We start from the raw sequence: 18,318 nt of genomic DNA, 5'->3' as shown, positions 1-18,318 counted from the left end.
CCGCGGCGCGCTCTGCTGCGGGGTGAGGCTGCCGCGAGCAACTCGGCAGTTTTTTTGCCGCCGCCATTTCCTTCAGAACCGCGCCAGTCGGCGATCGATCGCATCCTGCAGATGGTACCAGCCACTGACAATGGGCAGGAACCAGGGGCGGCCATCGTAGAGCGGCACCGGAATTTCGGGGAAGGCAGGGTCGTCGAAGGCGCTCCTGCGGTTCTGCTTCCCGAGCAGCTTCAGTGCCGATTGGTGGCCGAGATAGGTCATCAGCGCGACACCGTTGCCATTGCAGCCGACGGCGAAGTCGATGCCCCCGAGCTTGCCCATATGCGCGATCTTGTCGGCGGTCATGCCGACCTTGCCGCTCCAGCAATGCGTGACCTTGTAGCCCGCAAGCTGCGGCCAGACCTTCAGCATCATGGCATGAAGCCGTGGCGCCGCCTCGCGTTCCGGCACGTTGAGCATGCCGGGCCTGCTGCCGAACAGGATGCGCGTGCCGTCCGGAGACGGGCGGGTATAGATCAGCTCGCGCTTGGAATCGGTGATCATGCGCCGGCCGGGATTGATCTCGGCCATCAGCTCCGGCGGCAGCGGCTCGGTCGCGATCTGGTAGCTGCGCACGCCGACGATCCGCTTGTGCAGGAAGCCGCTCGCCTTGTCGCTATAGCCGTTGGTGCCGAAGAAGACATGGCGCGCGCGAACCATGCCGCGACCGGTCTCGACCGCGTGGAAGCCGTTCGCCAGCGGGCCGACCTTGAGGACCGGGGCATGCGAGCGCAGCTTTGCGCCATTGGCCTGCGCGAGGCGGCGCAAGGCGCGGTGATACTTCGCCGGATGGAGGCCGCCATAATCGTCGATGACGATGCCGCCATGGTAGAAATCCGTCTTCGTGATCTCGTGCTGCCGCGATTTCGGAATCTCGTGGACGGTGACGCCGGTGTGCTTCGCCAGCAATTCGCCATGGCGGCGCAGCCGGTCGTAATGACCAGGCACATGGGCGCCGAAATAGCGGCCGAAGACACCGAGATCGGCATCGAGCTCCTTCTCGCGGATCAGGCTCTTGAGGTGCTCGTAGGATGACAGCGAATCCTCCAGAAGCCGTTCCATGCGCGCGGCATCGACGCCCTTGATCGCGCCGCCGATGACGAGCTTCTGGCCGCTCGAGACCATGCCGCCGGAGCGCGTCGAGGCGCCGGCGCCGAGTTCCTCCGCATCGACGACCGTGACGTCGACACCATTGCGAGCCAGTTCGGCCGCAGCCGAGAGGCCGCAATAGCCTGAGCCGACGACAAGGATATCGGTCTCCTCCGGCAGCGGGTCACGTGCGGTCTCGGGCGGGGCCGCGTCCCACCAGTACGGATCGGTTGTGAAGTTCGGCGCGAGAACGCCGGTCGGCTCAGCCATGGGCGGCCTCTCCGAAGGATCTGATGTTGGACAGGAAAGTGCGGGTGCGCTCGTGCCGGGGCGCGCCGAAGAAGGCATCCGGCGGCCCCTCCTCGACGATCTGCCCCTCCGCCATGAACACGACGCGATCGGCGACCTCGCGGGCAAAGCCCATCTCATGCGTGACGACGACCATGGTCGTGCCCTCCCGGGCAAGATCCTTCATCACGTCGAGGACGCTGCCGATCGTCTCAGGATCCAATGCAGATGTGGGCTCATCGAAGAGGATCGCCTTCGGCCGCATGGCGAGCGCGCGGACGATGGCGACGCGCTGCTGCTGCCCGCCGGACAGGGCAGACGGATAATCCAGCGCCTTGTGGGCAAGCCCGACGCGCGTCAGCAGCGCCCGCGCCTCCTCCTCGGCCTTGGCGCGCGGCACGCCCCGGCGGCGCTCCGGCGTGATCGTCATGTTGCGCAGCACGCTCAGATGCGGGAACAGCGCGTAGTCCTGGAAGACCATGCCGACCTCGGTCCGCATCTGCTGCCAGGCGCTCTCGTGATGGATATCGACCGGTTTTCCGGCGATGTGGAGCGTGCCTTCGTCGGGCCGGACGAGGCCGTTGATGCAGCGGATCAGCGTGCTCTTGCCGGAGCCGCTCGGCCCGATCAGGACCACGACGCTACTCGCCTCGACATCGAGATCGATGCCGCTGAGCGCCCGATGCGCACCGAAGCGCTTGCCGATGCCGCGCAAGCTGATCAGCGGCTGGGCGCTCATGCGGCGAGCTCCCGCATGGCGCGTTTCAGCTCCTCGCGCGCGCCCTGCAGATCCCCGCGCTTGCGTGCCAGAACGCCACGGCGATTTTCGAGCCGCACCTGCGCCGCCTCCACCGCCTGCGCGACCGCATCCGGGGCCGGCCCGCCGGGAACAAGGCGCGCAGCGACGCTTGCCGCCGGGTCGAGGCTCTCGCGGACGCGATCCGCCGGCAGGCCGAGCGACCGGCCAAGCTGATCCTGGGCTGCCGCATCGACCATCCCGGTGGTGATGCCGTCGGCGGCGAGGCCGGCATCCATCGCCGCGCGGACGACCCCGCCAACGACGTGATGCGCCTCGCGGAACGAGAGATCGGCCTCCCGCACCATCAGGTCGGCGAGATCGGTCGCGGAGGCGAAATCCTCGGTGACGCGGCGCTTCATCAAGGCCGCGTTCGGCCGGGCCGTGGCGATGATCAGATCGAAGAGCGAGAGGCAGCGCAGCGTCTCCTCGCCCGCCTCCCAGACCCCGCGCATCCCCTCGCGATTGCCGTCGATGGTGTTGGTGAAATGCGTGCCCTTCACCGCCGTCGCGGAGGCGACGTAAAGACCGAGCAGATGGCCGGCCTTGCCCTTGAGGTGTTCGAGCACCACCGGGTTCTTCTTCTGCGGCATGATGCTCGACGTGCCGGTCACCCGATCCGGGAACTCGATCGTCTGGAATTCGTGCGAGACCATCACATGGTAGTCCTGCGCCACGCGGCTCCACCCCAATGCGATCTGGGTGAGCGCCGACAGGATCTCGAGCCCGAAATCCCGCGTCGCGACGGCATCGAGGGCATTTTCCACCAGCCCCTGGAAGCCGAGTGAGCGTGCGACCGCCTCCCGGTCGATCGCGAAGGTCGTTCCGGCAAGCGCGCCTGCTCCGAGCGGACTGATATTGGTGCGCGCCCAGGCATCCGTCAGGCGGCCGTGGTCGCGTTCGAGCGACTGCGCGACGCCGGCGAGATAGAAGCCGTAACTGATGGGCTGCGCCGGCTGGAGATGGGTGTAGCCCGGCATCACCACCTCCCGGAAGCGGAAGGCTCCGTCGAGTGCGTGCTCCTCGACCGAGAGCAGAGCCTGGCTCGCGTCGAGCAGCAGGTCGCGGGCGCGCAGCCGGTCGATTCCCGAGGTCAGGTCATTGCGGCTGCGGGCGATATGCATCCGCCCGCCGGCCTCGGTCCCGATCAGCTTGATCAGATGCGCCTCGAAATTGAAGTAGGAATCCTCGCGTTGCGGGTCGAGTTCGACGACCTCGGGCCCGTCGGCCTCCATGCGCAGGAGCCCCGCGGCAAGCGCTTTCGCAGCCTGCGGTGAGATCAGCCCGCAGCGCGCGAGCATCAGCACATGGGCCTGGTTGAGGTCGCTCATATAGCCGAAGACGGTGCGGAAATCCCGCGCGAGCCGCGGCGCGTAGATGTGCTCGCAGACCTCCTCGGCGACCTTCTCGGTCAGACGGCGGCTGACTTTCGATTCCATGACGGCTTCCCCAGTATCCAGGTGAGTTTGCGAAGATCAGGGCAGTTGCGCTGCCGGCGCGGCCGAGGAGATCGCCTCCGGACGGGCTTGCGGGCGGTCGCGCTTCAGCCGGTGCTCCAGCCAGCGGCCGAACCAGGTCAGCGTCGAGCAGATGACGAAATAGGTGAGCAGGACCGCGGCATAGACGGTGAAGGCCGGATTCCAGCCCTCCATCATCGTCGTGCGCTCGACGATGATCTGCCCGACCTTGAAGAACTCGTTGACCCCGACGAGCGCGCCGAGCGACGTCGCCTGCACGAGCAGCGTCAAGAGCCCGACGAAGGGCGGCAGGATCGCGCGCAGGGCCTGCGGGCCGGTGATGAAGAGATAGATTTCCCAGGTCTTCAGCCCGAGCGCGGCGGCGCTCTGCCATTGATGCCTCGGCACCGCATTGAAGCCGCCGCGGACGATCTCGATGCCGTTGGCGCTGCCCCAGACCGAAAGCCCCACCGTCACGGCCGCGAAGGGCGACAGCTCCAGCCCGAAGAGCGGCGCGACGAAGAACACGAAGAAGATGTTCACGATCAGCGGAATGTCGCGGAAGAGCTCGACATAGATCTTCACCAGCACGCGCAGCCAGCCGAAGCGCAGCGTCGCCAGCGTGCCGAGCACGAAGGAGATGATCGTCGCGAAGAACAGCGTCGCCAGCGCGAGGCCCAGCGTCATGGCGAGGCCTTGCAGGATGAAGGGAAAATTGCGGATCAGCAGCTCCATCTGCGCCCCCTCAATGCCTGAACGGCGCGTTGAGCCGGTATTCCAGCCGGCTCGCGAGGAATGAGAGGGCGAGGACCAGCAGGAGGTAGATCACGCAGATCGCGGAGAACATCTCGATGGTGCGGAAATCCATCGAGATCCGGTCGATCGCGACATAGGTCAGCTCGGCCAGGCCGATCGCCTGCAGATAGGAGGAGTTCTTCAGGAGCGAGATCGAGGTGTTCAGCATCGACGGCAAACCGACGCGGATCGCCATCGGCGCGGCGACGAGCCGGAAGAAGCGCCATGGCGACAGGCCCAGCGAGAAGGCGGCTTCCCGCAGGCCCTTGCCGACCGTCTCGAGCCCGCCGCGGATATTCTCGATCTGGTAGGCGCCGGCCCAGATGGTGAGGCACAGCACGCCCGACCAGAACAGCGAGAGTCTGAGCCCCAGGCCCGGCAGGCCGTAGAAGATGAAGAAGAGCTGGGCCAGCAGCGGCGTGTTGCGGATGAACTCGACATAGCCGACGACAAGCTTGTCGAGCACCGGCACTTGCAGCACGCGCGCCGCCGCGCCGAACACGCCGACCAGGATCGAGAGCACGATCGAGAGCGCGCTGACCTGCACCGTCAGCCACAGGCCGCGCATCAGCGCCGGCCATTGCGCAGTGAGATAGGCAAAGTCGAACTCCATGGCACGCGCTCCTCTCGCTGCCAGGCTGCCGGGGTGCCGGGAGCGCGAACCGCTCCCGGCGCTTGCCTGCGCTCAGCGCGCGCTGGGCTTCGGCTTGGTGAAGGCGTCGACGTAGAAGGGCCGGATCTCGGCCGGGATCCACTTGTCGACCCATTTGCCGTAGAGGCCCTCGGCCTTCATGCGGTCGAGCGCGGCATCGACATAGGCGAGCCATTCCGGCTCGTTCTTGCGCACCCCGACGGCGGCGTCCGAGACGGCGAAAGGCTCGCCGACGAGCCGCAGGCTCGGATCCTTGGCGGCGATGACCACGAGCGTGGCGGCATCATGCGTATAGGCGTCACCGCGGCCCTGCTTCAGTGCCTGCAGCGCATCGGATGCCGTGTTCAACCTCAGGCCCTCGAGCTTGGGCATGTTGTCCTCGAACCATTTCGCCTGGGTCGAGCCCTTGAGCATGATCACGGTCTTGCCGGCGACATCGTCGAGCTTCTTGATCGGGCTGTCCTTGGCGACGAGCATGTCCGAACCGCCCCAGCGATAGGGCTTGGAGAAGTCGATCACGCGGGCGCGCTCGGGCGTGACGCCGAGCGTGGCGATCAGGATGTCGACCTTCTTGCCGGCCAGCTGCGGGATGCGGTTCTCGGCCGTCACGCAGGTCAGCTCGATCTTGTCCGGCGAGCCGAAGGCCCAGGCGGCGATCTGGATCGCCATCTCGGTCTCGACGCCGGCGAACTTGCCGGTTTCGTCCTTGTAGCCATAGGGCGGCTGGTCGCAGCGCACCCCGGCCTTGAGGACGCCTGCGGATTTGATCGCTTCCGGTAGTGGAGGCAGACTCTGGGCCTGGGCCCCGAGCGAGAGCGTGAAGGCGGTGGCGGCGAAAGCCGAGAGCGCCGATAGGCGCGAGACGAGCGTGGTCATCCGTTTTCCCTCTGTTGGACCGATGGATCGGTTCTCTGTGGTGAAACGCCGGTCGTTGCCGGCTGCGCGAGCGCCCCGTCCGGGGCAGCTTCATCCTGGGGCCTCGCGGCCATGTCGCTGTCGCCGGGATCGCGCGATCCCGAACCCGTGAGCACGATCACGGCGTGGCGGCCCGCGAGCCCACCGCCTGCGGCGAGTATGGCCAGCGCAGCCAATGCGGAGGCAGCGGACAGCTCGGCATGGAGCCCGCAGGCCGCGAGGCGGCTTTGCGCCGCTCGCGCTGCCCCATCATCGACCGGAACAGCGCGGCCGGTGCTGGCACGCAGCGCCTCGACCGCCTGCCATGTCACCGTGCTGCCGGCGATCGAAGCCTGGGCGGTGTCGCCGGCAAACGGCTCGCGGTAATCGGCGCCGGCGAGCACCCGCTCCAGCCGCGCGAAGGGCTCGGCCGCGACCAGCATCGGCACACCCGCGCCGATCTCCTCGAAGCCGAGGCGGATGCCGGACAGAAGATCCCCGCGCGAACAGGGCATGACGACGAGATCGGGCATCGTCCCCGCTGCCAGCTCCGCCGCGATCTTCTTGTAGCCTTCGATACCGAAGGGGTTGGTGCCGATGGCCGGCACCATGTAGTTCGTCGCCGCGAAGGCTCCCTCGCCGACGCGCTTCGCGAGATGCTTCCAGCGGACCATGCTGTCGGCAAAGCTGACCAGCGTCGCACCATATGCGGTGATCGCCCGGCGATAGACCCGCGGCAGCGCTTCGGTGGTCGCGATCTCCGCGGAGAGCCCGGCACGGGCGGCGTAGGCCGCCACCGAGAGGCCGCCATTGCCGCTCGACGCCGCCACGACGCGTTCGGCGCCGCGATCGAGAGCCCGCGCGATCAGCTGCGCGCTCATCCGGTCCTTGTGCGAGCCCGTCGGATTGCACCATTCGAGCTTTGCGGACAGCTTGCCGAGCTTCAGCTCGCTCGCCAGCTCAGGCAGCTCGACCAGTGGCGTGCCGCCTTCACCCAGGGAGAGGGCCTCGGGATAGGGCAGCGAGGCGCCGCGCTCGCCGGGCAAATAGGTCAGCCGCAGATTGGACGCATGTCCCTCGGCGGCGCAGCGCGGGCAACCCGCCTCGTACTCCGCGACCGGCCAGGGCTCGGCGCAGCGCAGGCAGGCCATGCCGGTGAGGCGGGACGTCACGGCGATGCTCGGGCGCGTTGACATGGCCAAAAGTATTGTCTTGGCCATCTATCTGGTCAAATCTCAGTTTTTGGCTCTTCTATTCACCAGTGATATGAGCTTGCCGATGAATCTCCGACAGGTGGACGCGTTCCGGACCATCATCTTGCGCGGCTCGATGACGGCGGCGGCGCAGGAGCTGCGAACCTCCCAGCCCAGCATCAGCCGGCTGATCGCCGAGCTGGAGGCCGAGATCGACCTCAAGCTGTTCGAGCGGAAAGCGGGGCGGATTCGGCCGACGCAGGAGGGCCTGGCCTTCTATCGCGAGGTCGAACGCAGCTATATCGGGCTGGAGACCCTCTCCTACGCCGCGCGCGACATCCGCATCTTCGGGACGGGGCGCCTGCGCATCGCGGCGATGCCGGTGATGGCGCTGGGCTTCATTCCGCGCTGCATCCGGCGCTTCAAGGAGCGCTTTCCGCAAGTCAGCATCTCACTGCAGATGGGCCATGACGGCACGGTCACGCGCTGGATGTCGTCATCCTATTGCGACATCGGCTTCATCGCGAACGTGATCGACATTCCGCGCGTCGAACATCGCCCGCTCTACATGATCCCCGGCGTCTGCGCCCTTCCGCCGGGACACCGCCTTGCGAAACGCGACCGCATCACGCCCAAGGATCTCGAAGGCGAGGCCTTCATCTCGCTTTCGCTCGAGGATGGCGCGCGAGCCCGTGTCGACCGCATCTTCCAGGATGCGGGCGTGCGCCGCCATCTCGCGCTGGAAACGCCGTTCAGCGCGGCGATCTGCGCGCTTGTCGAGCAAGGGCTCGGCATCGGCATCGTCAATCCGATCGCCGCCGACGACTATCGGCGCAGCGGCATCGTCTTCCGGCCTTTCAAGCCGGAGGTGATGTTCCACGGCCACGCCATGTTCCCGAGCCACCACCGCGCCGACCCCCTCGTCGATGGTTTTCTGGCCGTCGTGCGCGAAGAGCTCGCCGGATACGAAACAACATCGGTGCGCCACGGGGGACCGGCTCCGCAAGGGCCGGTATGATGCCGCCCGCGCCGCGTCTACCGCGTGCTCAATGGATGGATAAACGACGACAAGGATCGACTGCACTTAAGCCGTCGATTTGATTGGCGCTCCCTAGGGGACTCGAACCCCTGTTTTCGCCGTGAGAGGGCGACGTCCTAGACCGCTAGACGAAGGGAGCAGCGCCGGTCGAGGGCGCTATGTAGTCGGAGCGTTGCGCCGCCGCAACTCCTTTTTCACGGGAGACGGCAAAAGTTTTGCCGCCTCCCGCCGGGGCTTCCGAAGCGGACGCGCTCCCGCCGATGAAGAGCGGGATCGCGTCGCGCATGTGGCGAGAGGCCTAAAGAGGCCGGCCGAGGCGCTTAGGCCGCCTTCTCCGTCAGCGCCGGATAGTCGGTGTAACCACGCGCGTCGCCGCCATAGAAGGTCTCGGCTTGCGGCGTGTTGAGCGGTGCATCGCGCTCCAGTCTTTCGACAAGGTCGGGATTGGCGATGAAGGCCTTGCCGAAGGCGATCGCATCGGCCCGCCCGCTCTCCACCGCCGCGATCGCCGTCTCGCGATCGAAGCCGTTATTGGCGATATAGGCGCCCTTGAAGGCCTTGCGCAGCGCATCGTAATCGAAGGGCGCGATGTCCCGCGGGCCGCCTGTGGCGCCCTCGACCACGTGCAGGAAAGCCAGCCCCCGCGCGCCGAGCTCGGCGACAAAATGGCCGAACACCGCCTGCGGGTCGCTGTCGGAAATCCCGTTGGCCGGGCTCACCGGCGAGATGCGGATGCCGACGCGCCCCTTGCCGATCGCCTTCGTCACCGCGTCGACGACCTCGAGCGGGAAGCGGACGCGGTTCTCCACGGATCCGCCATAGGCGTCCGTGCGCTGGTTGGTGCCGTCCTTCAGGAACTGGTCGATCAGATAGCCATTGGCGCCGTGGATCTCGATGCCGTCGAAACCGGCCTTGCGCGCATTCTCCGCCGCGCGGGCATAGTCCGCGACGATGCCGGGCAATTCCTCGGCAGGCAGGGCGCGCGGCTGCGAGACCTCGGCGAAGCCGCTTTCGATATAGGTCTTGGTCCGGGCGGCAACCGCCGAGGGCGCGACCGGCGCCTTGTTGCCGGGCTGCAGCGAGACATGGCTGACGCGGCCGACATGCCAGATCTGGGCGACGATCTTGCCGCCCTCGGCATGGACGGCTTCCGTCACCGCCTTCCAGCCCTCGACCTGCGCCTCGCTATAGATGCCCGGCGTCCAGATATAGCCCTGCCCCTGCTGCGAGATCTGCGTGCCTTCGCTGATGATCAGCCCGGCGCTGGCGCGCTGGCGGTAATATTCGACGTTCAGCGCATTCGGCGCGTCGCTGCCATGCGTGGCGCGGTTGCGCGTCAGCGGCGCCATCACGACGCGGTTGCTCAGCGCGATGTCGCCGATGGTCAGAGGCGTGAACAGCTTCGGCAGGGTTTCTACGGATGAGCTCATGGGATTGTCCTTCGGAACGCGAGGCTCGATGGTAGGCCGGCACGCAACGACGCCGAGCGGTCGTCCGCCATCATGCAGTGCGAAGAAGATAGAGGTTGCAGCGCGGGATGACAGGGCAGCGGCAGGCCGATCTCGTCGACGAAGAGCGATTTCCCGAAGGCGCGCCGGCCATTCAGGAGGATTCCTCTGCCGCCTCCCCGGCGAGAAAAATAATATTCTCCTTCCCGGCATTGAAGCCGGCCCGCCTTGCGCTGGGTGCAGGGCTGAAGCGGGCCTTGGCCCTGATCTATCCGCCGGTCTGCGTTGCCTGCCGGGCTGCGACGGGGGATGCGCAGGCGCTCTGCGCCCATTGCTGGGGCGAGATCGGATTCATCGAGCGACCCTATTGCGAGCGTCTCGGCACGCCCTTCGCCGTCGATCTCGGCCGGGGGCTCCTGTCGCCGGCGGCGATCGCCGATCCGCCGGTCTTCGCCCGCGCCCGCGCCGTCTGCCGCTTCGACGGTGTCGGGCGCGAACTGGTGCACCGGCTGAAATACGGCGACCGGGCGGAACTGGCGGTGACGCTCGGCCGGATGATGGTGCAGGCTGGGCATGAGTTGATCGCCGAGGCCGATCTGATCCTCCCCGTGCCGCTGCACCGGACGCGGCTCTGGAGCCGCCGTTTCAACCAGGCGGCCCTGCTGGCGCAGGTCGTTGCCCGGCTGACCGGCCTGCCCCATGCGCCGGCGGCGCTCGCCCGCCGCAAGCGCACGCGCCAGCAGGTCGGGCTCACCCGCGCCCAGCGCGCCGACAATCTGCAGGGCGCCTTCCGGGTCCCGGACGGCACGCGCCCGCAGATCGAGGGCCGGCGCATCCTGCTGATCGACGACGTGCTGACCACGGGCGCGACCGTCAATGCCGCGGCGCGCGCCTTGCTCAAGGCCGGCGCGCGCCAAGTCGAGGTGCTGACCTTCGCGCGGGTCGTGACGGATGGATGACGACGCACTACATGAGGAACGACGCAACGCTAACCAAGGCCGCCTTCATGCCGCCGATCACGATCTACACCACCTCCTGGTGCCCCTATTGCGCGGCCGCCAAGTCCCTGCTGACCCGGAAGGGTGCGGCCTTCGAGGAGATCGACGTCGAGAGCGGGCCCGGCTTGCGCCAGCAGATGACGGCGCGCGCCGGCGGGCGGACCTCCGTGCCGCAGATCTTCATCGGCGAGAGGCATGTCGGCGGCTCGGACGACCTCCACGCCCTCGACGCGCGCGGCGAGCTCGACCCGCTGCTGGCGGCCTGACCGCCCCGGCGCATGACCGTGGGAGGCGAGCGGCCGGCCGCCACGCGCTCGCCGCCTTGCCGACAGGCTCCCGAACACCCATCTGCCCGACAGGCGCGATTGGTCGCCTTGCTGAAACGCCATGATCCGTTACGCCCTGATCTGCGACAACGCCCACGCCTTCGAAAGCTGGTTCTCGACCTCCGCAGGCTTCGAGGACCAGGCGAAGCGCGGGCTCGTCACCTGCCCGGTCTGCAACAGCGCCAAGGTCGAGCGCGCCATCATGGCGCCGAACGTCGCCCGCACCGATCTCGGCCCTAAGGCGCCCGCGCCCGCGGCCGCGCCTTCCGCACCTGCGCCAGCCCCTGCTCCTGTCGCGCTGATGAGCGAGAAGGAGAAGGCCTTTCGCGAGATGGTCACGGCGCTGCACCGCCATGTCCGCGACAATGCCGAGCATGTCGGCGAGCGCTTCGCCGAGGAAGCGCTGAAGATCCATCACGGCGAGACGGAAGAGCGCGCCATCTATGGCGAGGCGACGCCGGACGATGCCCGGATGCTGCATGAGGAAGGCGTCGAATTCCTGCCGCTGCCGCGCCTGCCGGGCTCGGGGAACTGAAGCCTCCTCGCGCCCACCGGGTTGCGAAAACCGTCGCCCGGGAGTTCCGGGTTCGAACAGAAGCATCCCGCGGCCGCTGAGGTTCAGAGGAACCGCGCCGTCGTCGCGGGCTTGATCCGGGGCGCCATGCCGGTGCGCGAGTCGGCAAAGTTCCGAGCTGAATCCCGGCTCTCCGCTTCCTTCCTGCCGGCACGGCACCGCTTCCTTAAGGCGTCTGCAGGCCCTCCGCCGATAAAAATTCACGGCTCGGAGCGTCCGGGTTTTCCGTTGCGAAAGAGGGCGTTAGCTGAGGCTGCCTCGGCGCCTTCCAGTCACCTCAGCCGCCCTCGCACGCGCCACCCCTTCCTTCCCGGATTAACTTTCTGTTAAGGAATTCAGGTTTCCTTGCCGGAGATCCCGGTCGCCTTCCCGGCAACCCACGGTCCCGAATTCAGGAGGTTGCCGCATGAAGCGGACCGCGATCGCTGCACTTGGTCTTCGTTCCGGCGGCGTACGCCGACATGGCCGCAAAGCGATCCCGCTTCTGATTTCGCTGGCTGCTCCGGTCCTCGGCGCCTGTAGCATGTCGCCTGTCGAGACGGCCTCGACCGCCGCGCCGGCGGCGAAGGAACCGAGCCAGGCGCGCAAGCGCGCCGTCGCCCTCGCCAAGGCCGATCCCCGCGAGAAGGAATGCCTCGTCCGGGCGATGTATTTCGAGTCGAACCGCTCAAGCGAAGCGGGCCTGCTCGGCGTCGGCACGGTGGTGATGAACCGGGTCGAATCGGCGCGCTATCCCGAGACGATCTGCGGCGTGGTCGGCGCACCCCGCCAGTTCGCCTCCGGCGTCCTGACGCGCCCGATGACGGAAAAGACGCTGCCGAAGATCGAGGCTATCGCGGACGATATCCTCGACGGGCGCCGTAACGCGGCGGTCGGATCGGCCAAACATTTCCACACGGCCGGTCTGCGCTTCTCCTACACCAACATGCATTACGTCACGGTGGCCGGCGGCAATGCCTTCTACCTGAAGGGCGAACGGCCCGAGCGTCGCCGCATCTACGAGGAGCCGAACTACCAGCTCGCGGCGGTATCCGAGCCGGCAGCCACCCCGCTCGCGACGGCCTCCTCCGCCGCTTCGACCTCCTCTGCATCCTTCGCATCCGCGCCGCTCGCCTTCGCGCCGCAGCCTTCCGCGCCGACGAACCCCGCCTTCGATTCCGCCGCGGTCAGGCTCGTCCGGAACGCGCCGATGCCGCCGGACCGGCCGCTCGATCTCGACCTGCCGAAGAAGACCGCCCACGCCTTCATCGCCCCTCCCAAGACCGATCGCCGCCTGGCAGCGCTTCTGCCGCCGCCTTCCCCGATGCGGGGCACGATCGTTTCGGAATAACCGATCCGGACCGGGCAAATCTCGGCATCCCGCATCTTGAGGACGGCTTCGCGGAAGCGTGTCTCGAGGGATGAACATGGGCTGCCCCAGGCATTGATCCCGTCCGCCTAACGTCGAAGGGGACATCGCCGCGGCTCTGGCGTTATCTTCGCCGCAGTGCAACATTGAGATTGCTCTGCAAGACCGGGGAAACGTCATGACCGCGATCGACCGAGGCGGCCTGCAGGCGGCGCAGCGCGACAAGCCCTGGATCTTCCGCACCTATGCGGGCCATTCCGACGCGGCTGAATCCAACAAGCTCTATCGCAACAATCTCGCCAAGGGCCAGACGGGCCTCTCCGTCGCCTTCGACCTGCCGACCCAGACCGGCTACGACCCCGACCATGTGCTGGCGCGCGGTGAGGTCGGCAAGGTCGGCGTGCCCGTGAGCCATCTCGGCGACATGCGGACCCTGTTCGACCAGATTCCGCTGGCGCAGATGAACACCTCGATGACGATCAACGCGACGGCGGCCTGGCTGCTCTCGCTCTACATCGCCGTCGCCGACGAACAGGGCGCCGACCGCAGGTTGTTGCAGGGCACGACCCAGAACGATCTCGTCAAGGAATACCTGTCGCGCGGCACCTATGTCTTCCCGCCACGCCCCTCGATGCAGCTCACCACAGACATCGTCGTGTTCACGGCCAGCGAATTGCCGAAATGGAACCCGACCAATGTCTGCTCCTACCATCTGCAGGAGGCCGGCGCCTCGCCTGTGCAGGAGCTTTCCTTCGCGCTGGCGACGGCCATCGCCCTGCTGGATTCGATCCGCGCCCGGCCGGAGGTGAGCGCGGCCGACTTCCCCGGCGTCGTCGGCCGCATCTCCTTCTTCGTGAATGCCGGCATGCGCTTCGTCACCGAGCTCTGCAAGATGCGGGCTTTCGCCGAGCTCTGGGACGAGATCACATTAGGCAGGTATGGCGTTACCGAAGAACAGAGCAGACGCTTCCGCTACGGCGTGCAGGTGAATTCGCTCGGCCTCACCGAGCAGCAGGCCGAGAACAACGTTTACCGCATCTTGATCGAGATGCTGGCGGTCACGCTCTCGAAGAAGGCCCGCGCGCGGGCCGTACAGCTCCCGGCCTGGAACGAGGCGCTCGGCCTTCCCCGCCCCTTCGACCAGCAATGGTCGCTCAGGATGCAGCAGGTCCTGGCCTATGAGACCGACCTGCTTGAATTCGGCGACATCTTCGACGGCTCGACCGTGGTCGACGCCAAGGTCCACGAGCTCAAGGCGGCCGCGCTGGAGGAACTCGCCCGGATCGACGACATGGGCGGCGCGCTCGCCGCCGTCGAGAGCGGCTACATGAAGCAGGCGCTGGTCGAGAACGGCGCGCGGCGCATCGAGGCGATCGAGCGTGGCGAACAGGTCGTCGTCGGCGTCAACAAATTCACCAATAGCGAGCCCTCGCCGCTCTCGGCCGGCGACGGCTCTGTCGTCACCGTGCCGGATTCGGTCGAGATCGAGGCCATCGGCCGGCTGAAGGCCTGGCGCTCCGCCCGCGACGCGAAAGCCGCCGAGGCAGCGCTGGCCGAGCTTGCCGCGAGCGCGCGGGAGGGCCGCAACGTCATGCCGGCCTCGATCGCCTGCGCCAAGGCCGGCGTCACCACCGGCGAATGGGCGCAGACCCTGCGCGAGATCTTCGGCGAATACCGCGCCCCCACCGGCGTCGACACGACGAAGCTTGGCGACGCGACGGGTCTCGCCACCGCCCGGGCCGCCGTCGAGAAGGCGACCGAGCGGCTCGGCCGCCCGCCGCGCTTCCTCGTCGGCAAGCCCGGCCTCGACGGCCACTCCAACGGCGCCGAGCAGATCGCGGTGCGCGCCCGCGATGCCGGCATGAATGTCAGCTATGGCGGCATCCGCCAGACGCCGGAGGAGATCGTCACCCAGGCGCGGGAGACGGAGGCCGACATCATCGGCCTCTCCATCCTCTCCGGCTCGCATCTGCCGCTGGTGCGCGACGTCACCGCCCGCCTGCGCGTCGCCGGCATGGATGTGCCCGTCGTGGTCGGCGGCATCATCCCGCCCGACGACGAGAACGCGCTGCGCAACATGGGCGTGGCGCGGGTCTACACCCCGAAGGATTTCGCGCTCGACGGCATCATCGCCGATGTCGCGGGGCTGGCGGCGAAGAGGAAGGGTTAGGGGGGTCTACTCCCCGTGCCCCCGCCCATACGGATTCCGCTCCGGCGGCGTCCACCCCTTCAGCAATTCCGGCTCCGTCGCGAAAATCTCGACCTTGAGCGGATGACAGGCCGCCGCATCGCTCGAATGCGTCGCGCCGCAATCGCCGCCGGGGCAGGCGGACAGCGCCCCGAGCAGATCGATCTCGGCGAAGAACTCGATGAAATCGCCAGGCCGCACCGGGCTCGCCTTCATGAAATACTGATGCGTGTCGCGGGTGAAGCCCGTGCACATGAAGACGTTGAGCACGTCATGGACATGGCCCTCGACCTCGCGCGCCGGCTTGCCGGCCGCCGCGCCCAGCGCCCGCGACAGGTTGGAGTGGCAGCAATGATGGTAGTCGTCCCCGCCGAGCAGGCGATGCGTATAGGGGTCGCAGCGCGTGCCGATGACGTCGTGGATGCCAGCGCCGTCCTGGTCCCAGCCATACCAGCCGAGCGTGTCATGGCTGATCGTCGCCATCGGGCGCAGATAGGGCAGCGAACTCCACAGCCGGTCGCCGGTCGACAGATGCGTCGCATGCAGCGCCCGCGTCTTGCCGCTGAAGAAGCGCTCCGACAGGTCGTCCGCGTTCCAGAGATTGAGGTCGCCGACCTGCGGCCCCTCGATGCTGACGATCCGGAAAAAATGTCCCTGCGGCACGCGGAAGCTGCCGCCCTCGCGCGGCGGCACGATGATCTCGTCGATCTTGCTGAGCCGCGCGCGCGCCGCAGCCAGCATCGCCATATCGGGCGGCGGCAGGGTGCCGTTCGGATAGACCACGACCGGCGGCTTCGCCCGCCGCTGCGCCGCATCGGGCGGCGCCTGCACCATATCCGTCGTCATCTCGCCTCCGGCCCTTCGCTTCGCCCGCCGGGCGAAGCCGGCCCGGCCGCTCAGACCATACCGACGCTCTTGAGCTGCTGATAGGCCTTGAGGATGTCCTGGAGCGTGCCTTCGCGCGAGCGGTCGCCGCCATTGGCGTCCGGATGGAAGCGCTTCACCAGCTCCTTGTAGCGCGCCTTGATCGCGGCGGAATCGGCGCTGTCGTCGAGACCGAGCGTCTCCAGCGCCTTCATCGCCACCACGCCGACGCGCGGCTCCTGCCGCGCCGCATGCTGCGCCCGGCGGGCGCCGAACAGGTTGAAGGCGTCGCTCGTATCGGGCCCCGCCTGGCCATTCGCGACGCGCCCCTTCTGGGCCATGCGCGCGGCCTTGGAGTTCACGCCGAGCTTCCAGGTCGGCCGGTGGCCGATCTCCTCCTGCTTCTGGTAGGCGGCGAGCGCGGCATCGTCCATGCCGGAGAAGTAGTTGTAGGAGGCGTTGTATTCCTTCACATGCTCCATGCAGAAGCGGAAGAACTGGCCCTCGCGCCCGCGCCCCTTGGGCGCGCGGAACTCGCCGGTCCGCGCGCAGCCGGGATGGTCGCAGCGCGGCACATCGCCATCGACGACCGCTTCCGCCTCGGAAGGGCCGATCCTGATACGATCGAAAAGGCGCGAGTTGATGTTCATCGTCGAATGGTTATGAAACGCGGAAGGCGGGCCGGCAAGTGCGACGCAACATGCACGCGCCGAACCCTCAGGAGATCATCGCAACGGTGGCGCGATCATGACCACGATAGCTGAAAGGATCACTCACAAGCTCGATGCGGCCTTCGCGCCACAGAGCCTGCAGGTGATCGATGAATCGCACCAGCATCACGGCCATGGCGGCTGGCGCGAGGGCGGGGAAACTCACTTCCGGGTGAATATCGTGTCGGAAGCCTTCATCGGCAAGAGCCGGCTCGAGCGCCACCGCCTCGTCAACGCGGCGCTGTCGGAAGAGCTGGCGGACCGTGTCCACGCGCTCGCCATCGCGGCGAAGGCGCCCGGCGAGGGCTGAGCGCCAAAAGCCGATTCAAGGGTCATCCGTTTTAAGGACCGGGAAATTGAGCTGGGTTACGTCCCCGCGGGGGCGCCCGCCTTCGATTCGGCTGGCGATGCCACGTAGAGGGCAAGCGCCACGGCGAGGGCGACGCCCATGAAGATGAAAAGCCAGCCGAAGGTCGCCTGCGGTTCATAGCCCTGCCTGTCGAGCGCGTTCACCAGGCGCCCCGACACCCATTGCATCACGCCGGCTCCGCCCATGAAGACGAAATTCATGAAGGTCACGCCGCGGCCGATCTCCTGAGGCGACATGAAGGCGCGCGCATGCGCCATCACCACGGCATAGGTGACGCCGAACAGCCCGATGACGAGAAGCAGGCCGACGGCAAGGCGGGATGATGCCTCGCCCCACAGCGCCAGCGCGAAGCAGGCCAGGGCGACGGTCACCGCGCAGGCGATGACCGTAGGCTTGGCCCCGATCCGGCGATAGAGCGGCAGCACCAGCAGCGCGCCCGCCGCGATGACGCCTCCCATCGCCATCGCCGCATAGCTCGTGGCAGCGAGATCGAAGCCGTGCACCCTCTGGAGATAGGGCGCGATCCACAGGCCACGGATGGAGATCGTCACGCCGTAGCTCACGAAGGTGAAGGGGAGGATCAGCCAGAGCGGGCGCTTCACCACGATCTGCCTGATCCCGTCCAGCAGCGAGACATGCCGTTGCGGCGTGCCGGGAAGCGGCGGGGGATCCTTCAGCAGCAACATCACCAGCAGGGCCGTCAGCGCCACGATGCCGGAGAGGCCGAAGACGGTCGCGCGCCAGCCATAGGCCGCCAGGAAATAGGCGAGCGGCGCCCCGCTCAACGGATCGCCGATGCAGCCGAAGCCGATCAGGAAGGACGACATCGTCGCGAAATGCCGGGGCGAATAGAGGCGCGCAGCCAGGTAGAAGCCAGACATCAGGATGGGGGCGCAACCGATGCCGATCAGCGCGAGCGCCGCCAGGGCGGAGAGATAGCCGCGCGACAAGCCGAAGATCACCGTCCCGGCGAAGGCGACCAGGAGAAATCCCGCCAGCGTCCGCCGCGGGCCGATCCGGTCGAGCGCATAGCCGACCGGGAACTGCGTGAGCGCGAAGGCGACGAGCCAGGCCGCCTGTAGGCTCCCGAGCTGGCCCTGGTCGAGACCCAGATCCCGCGTCAGGTCGCCCGAGATCACCGCGAGGAACGCGCGGAAGAACTGGCTCAGGATATAGGCCAGCAGCAGGACGACGAAGCTCGTCACGAAGGGTCGCTTTCGCTTGGCGGCCCGCGCTCCGGCAAAGGCCCT

18 protein-coding genes and 1 tRNA gene are annotated in these 18,318 nt (G+C 67.5%); 7 read left to right on the top strand and 12 right to left on the bottom strand.

What is annotated here, in order from left to right:
* Positions 1–72: 72 nt before the first annotated feature.
* The 7 genes from IED13_RS16070 to IED13_RS16040 form a co-directional block, all read right to left on the bottom strand.
* Positions 73–1,398 (bottom strand): NAD(P)/FAD-dependent oxidoreductase, encoded by a 1,326-nt coding sequence (locus tag IED13_RS16070; protein ID WP_038363205.1) that lies wholly within the window; start codon positions 1,396–1,398, stop codon positions 73–75.
* Positions 1,391–2,155 carry an amino acid ABC transporter ATP-binding protein gene (locus IED13_RS16065; RefSeq protein WP_318652266.1) on the bottom strand — a complete coding sequence of 255 codons (765 nt, stop codon included), beginning with the start codon at positions 2,153–2,155 and terminating at the stop codon, positions 1,391–1,393. The genes IED13_RS16070 and IED13_RS16065 overlap by 8 nt, the downstream gene beginning before the upstream one ends.
* Entirely contained in the window at positions 2,152–3,651 is a 1,500-nt protein-coding gene (argH, locus tag IED13_RS16060) for an argininosuccinate lyase (RefSeq protein ID WP_191124752.1), read from the bottom strand. The genes IED13_RS16065 and argH overlap by 4 nt, the downstream gene beginning before the upstream one ends.
* A gap of 36 nt (positions 3,652–3,687) precedes the next feature.
* Positions 3,688–4,404, bottom strand: coding sequence for an amino acid ABC transporter permease (locus tag IED13_RS16055; RefSeq protein ID WP_142023111.1), 717 nt, complete (start codon positions 4,402–4,404; stop codon positions 3,688–3,690).
* A gap of 10 nt (positions 4,405–4,414) precedes the next feature.
* Positions 4,415–5,077 carry an amino acid ABC transporter permease gene (locus tag IED13_RS16050; RefSeq protein ID WP_113252004.1) on the bottom strand — a complete coding sequence of 221 codons (663 nt, stop codon included), beginning with the start codon at positions 5,075–5,077 and terminating at the stop codon, positions 4,415–4,417.
* Between the two features lie 72 nt (positions 5,078–5,149).
* Positions 5,150–5,992, bottom strand: a complete 843-nt coding sequence (locus IED13_RS16045) for a transporter substrate-binding domain-containing protein (protein WP_191124751.1) — start codon at positions 5,990–5,992, stop codon at positions 5,150–5,152.
* The gene (locus IED13_RS16040; RefSeq protein ID WP_210323632.1) at positions 5,989–7,182 is read right to left on the bottom strand and encodes a pyridoxal-phosphate dependent enzyme; all 1,194 of its coding nucleotides are present in this window, start codon (positions 7,180–7,182) and stop codon (positions 5,989–5,991) included. The genes IED13_RS16045 and IED13_RS16040 overlap by 4 nt, the downstream gene beginning before the upstream one ends.
* Before the next feature lie 106 nt (positions 7,183–7,288).
* Between IED13_RS16040 and IED13_RS16035 the strand changes: the two genes are divergently transcribed.
* Complete coding sequence (locus IED13_RS16035; protein WP_038363193.1) at positions 7,289–8,221, top strand: LysR substrate-binding domain-containing protein; 933 nt, start codon at positions 7,289–7,291, stop codon at positions 8,219–8,221.
* Between the two features lie 84 nt (positions 8,222–8,305).
* On the opposite strand, the gene IED13_RS16030 is transcribed toward IED13_RS16035, so the two are convergent.
* Together IED13_RS16030 and IED13_RS16025 are read right to left on the bottom strand one after the other, a co-directional pair.
* A tRNA-Glu gene (locus tag IED13_RS16030) sits at positions 8,306–8,381 on the bottom strand.
* 181 nt (positions 8,382–8,562) lie between these two features.
* Positions 8,563–9,672 carry an alkene reductase gene (locus tag IED13_RS16025; RefSeq protein WP_038363190.1) on the bottom strand — a complete coding sequence of 370 codons (1,110 nt, stop codon included), beginning with the start codon at positions 9,670–9,672 and terminating at the stop codon, positions 8,563–8,565.
* Between the two features lie 170 nt (positions 9,673–9,842).
* On the opposite strand from IED13_RS16025, the gene IED13_RS16020 reads away from it, so the two are divergent.
* The 5 genes from IED13_RS16020 (at position 9,843) to IED13_RS16000 (ending at position 15,106) form a co-directional block, all read left to right on the top strand.
* A complete protein-coding gene (locus tag IED13_RS16020) occupies positions 9,843–10,649 on the top strand; it encodes a ComF family protein (protein WP_404801894.1) in 807 nt (268 codons plus the stop codon).
* 47 nt (positions 10,650–10,696) lie between these two features.
* A complete protein-coding gene (gene grxC / locus IED13_RS16015) occupies positions 10,697–10,954 on the top strand; it encodes a glutaredoxin 3 (protein ID WP_038363187.1) in 258 nt (85 codons plus the stop codon).
* Between the two features lie 121 nt (positions 10,955–11,075).
* Positions 11,076–11,549 (top strand): DUF1178 family protein, encoded by a 474-nt coding sequence (locus tag IED13_RS16010; protein ID WP_191124748.1) that lies wholly within the window; start codon positions 11,076–11,078, stop codon positions 11,547–11,549.
* Positions 11,550–12,111: 562 nt separating this feature from the next.
* Complete coding sequence (locus IED13_RS16005) at positions 12,112–12,918, top strand: cell wall hydrolase (protein ID WP_191124747.1); 807 nt, start codon at positions 12,112–12,114, stop codon at positions 12,916–12,918.
* Positions 12,919–13,114: 196 nt separating this feature from the next.
* Positions 13,115–15,106 (top strand): protein meaA, encoded by a 1,992-nt coding sequence (locus IED13_RS16000; RefSeq protein ID WP_191124746.1) that lies wholly within the window; start codon positions 13,115–13,117, stop codon positions 15,104–15,106.
* Positions 15,107–15,112: 6 nt separating this feature from the next.
* Here the strand turns inward: IED13_RS16000 and IED13_RS15995 are convergent, their stop codons facing one another.
* Together IED13_RS15995 and IED13_RS15990 are read right to left on the bottom strand one after the other, a co-directional pair.
* On the bottom strand, positions 15,113–15,970 hold the full coding sequence (locus tag IED13_RS15995) for an urea carboxylase-associated family protein (protein ID WP_191124745.1): 858 nt from the start codon (positions 15,968–15,970) through the stop codon (positions 15,113–15,115).
* 50 nt (positions 15,971–16,020) lie between these two features.
* Positions 16,021–16,638: a J domain-containing protein gene (locus IED13_RS15990; protein WP_038363182.1), complete on the bottom strand. Its 618-nt coding sequence runs from the start codon at positions 16,636–16,638 to the stop codon at positions 16,021–16,023.
* Positions 16,639–16,735: 97 nt separating this feature from the next.
* Here IED13_RS15990 and IED13_RS15985 point away from each other — a divergent pair, with 97 nt between their 5' ends.
* Positions 16,736–17,008 carry a BolA family protein gene (locus IED13_RS15985; RefSeq protein ID WP_038363181.1) on the top strand — a complete coding sequence of 91 codons (273 nt, stop codon included), beginning with the start codon at positions 16,736–16,738 and terminating at the stop codon, positions 17,006–17,008.
* A 56-nt stretch (positions 17,009–17,064) separates the two neighbouring features.
* On the opposite strand, the gene IED13_RS15980 is transcribed toward IED13_RS15985, so the two are convergent.
* Entirely contained in the window at positions 17,065–18,273 is a 1,209-nt protein-coding gene (locus IED13_RS15980) for an MFS transporter (RefSeq protein ID WP_191124744.1), read from the bottom strand.
* Between the last annotated feature and the right edge of the window lie 45 nt (positions 18,274–18,318).

The organism is Allobosea spartocytisi (assembly GCF_014764685.1).
Lineage (GTDB): Bacteria > Pseudomonadota > Alphaproteobacteria > Rhizobiales > Beijerinckiaceae > Allobosea > Allobosea spartocytisi.
This window is presented reverse-complemented; position numbering and strand designations above follow the sequence as displayed.

Excerpts from the sequence above, each read along its gene's own strand:
- IED13_RS16070 (WP_038363205.1), bottom strand. The coding sequence starts at position 1,398 with ATGGCTGAGCCGACCGGCGTTCTCGCGCCGAACTTCACAACCGATCCG.
- IED13_RS16065 (WP_318652266.1), bottom strand. The coding sequence starts at position 2,155 with ATGAGCGCCCAGCCGCTGATCAGCTTGCGCGGCATCGGCAAGCGCTTC.
- argH (WP_191124752.1), bottom strand. The coding sequence starts at position 3,651 with ATGGAATCGAAAGTCAGCCGCCGTCTGACCGAGAAGGTCGCCGAGGAG.
- IED13_RS16055 (WP_142023111.1), bottom strand. The coding sequence starts at position 4,404 with ATGGAGCTGCTGATCCGCAATTTTCCCTTCATCCTGCAAGGCCTCGCC.
- IED13_RS16050 (WP_113252004.1), bottom strand. The coding sequence starts at position 5,077 with ATGGAGTTCGACTTTGCCTATCTCACTGCGCAATGGCCGGCGCTGATG.
- IED13_RS16045 (WP_191124751.1), bottom strand. The coding sequence starts at position 5,992 with ATGACCACGCTCGTCTCGCGCCTATCGGCGCTCTCGGCTTTCGCCGCC.
- IED13_RS16035 (WP_038363193.1), top strand. The coding sequence starts at position 7,289 with ATGAATCTCCGACAGGTGGACGCGTTCCGGACCATCATCTTGCGCGGC.
- IED13_RS16025 (WP_038363190.1), bottom strand. The coding sequence starts at position 9,672 with ATGAGCTCATCCGTAGAAACCCTGCCGAAGCTGTTCACGCCTCTGACC.
- grxC (WP_038363187.1), top strand. The coding sequence starts at position 10,697 with ATGCCGCCGATCACGATCTACACCACCTCCTGGTGCCCCTATTGCGCG.
- IED13_RS16010 (WP_191124748.1), top strand. The coding sequence starts at position 11,076 with ATGATCCGTTACGCCCTGATCTGCGACAACGCCCACGCCTTCGAAAGC.
- IED13_RS16005 (WP_191124747.1), top strand. The coding sequence starts at position 12,112 with ATGTCGCCTGTCGAGACGGCCTCGACCGCCGCGCCGGCGGCGAAGGAA.
- IED13_RS16000 (WP_191124746.1), top strand. The coding sequence starts at position 13,115 with ATGACCGCGATCGACCGAGGCGGCCTGCAGGCGGCGCAGCGCGACAAG.
- IED13_RS15995 (WP_191124745.1), bottom strand. The coding sequence starts at position 15,970 with ATGACGACGGATATGGTGCAGGCGCCGCCCGATGCGGCGCAGCGGCGG.
- IED13_RS15990 (WP_038363182.1), bottom strand. The coding sequence starts at position 16,638 with ATGAACATCAACTCGCGCCTTTTCGATCGTATCAGGATCGGCCCTTCC.
- IED13_RS15985 (WP_038363181.1), top strand. The coding sequence starts at position 16,736 with ATGACCACGATAGCTGAAAGGATCACTCACAAGCTCGATGCGGCCTTC.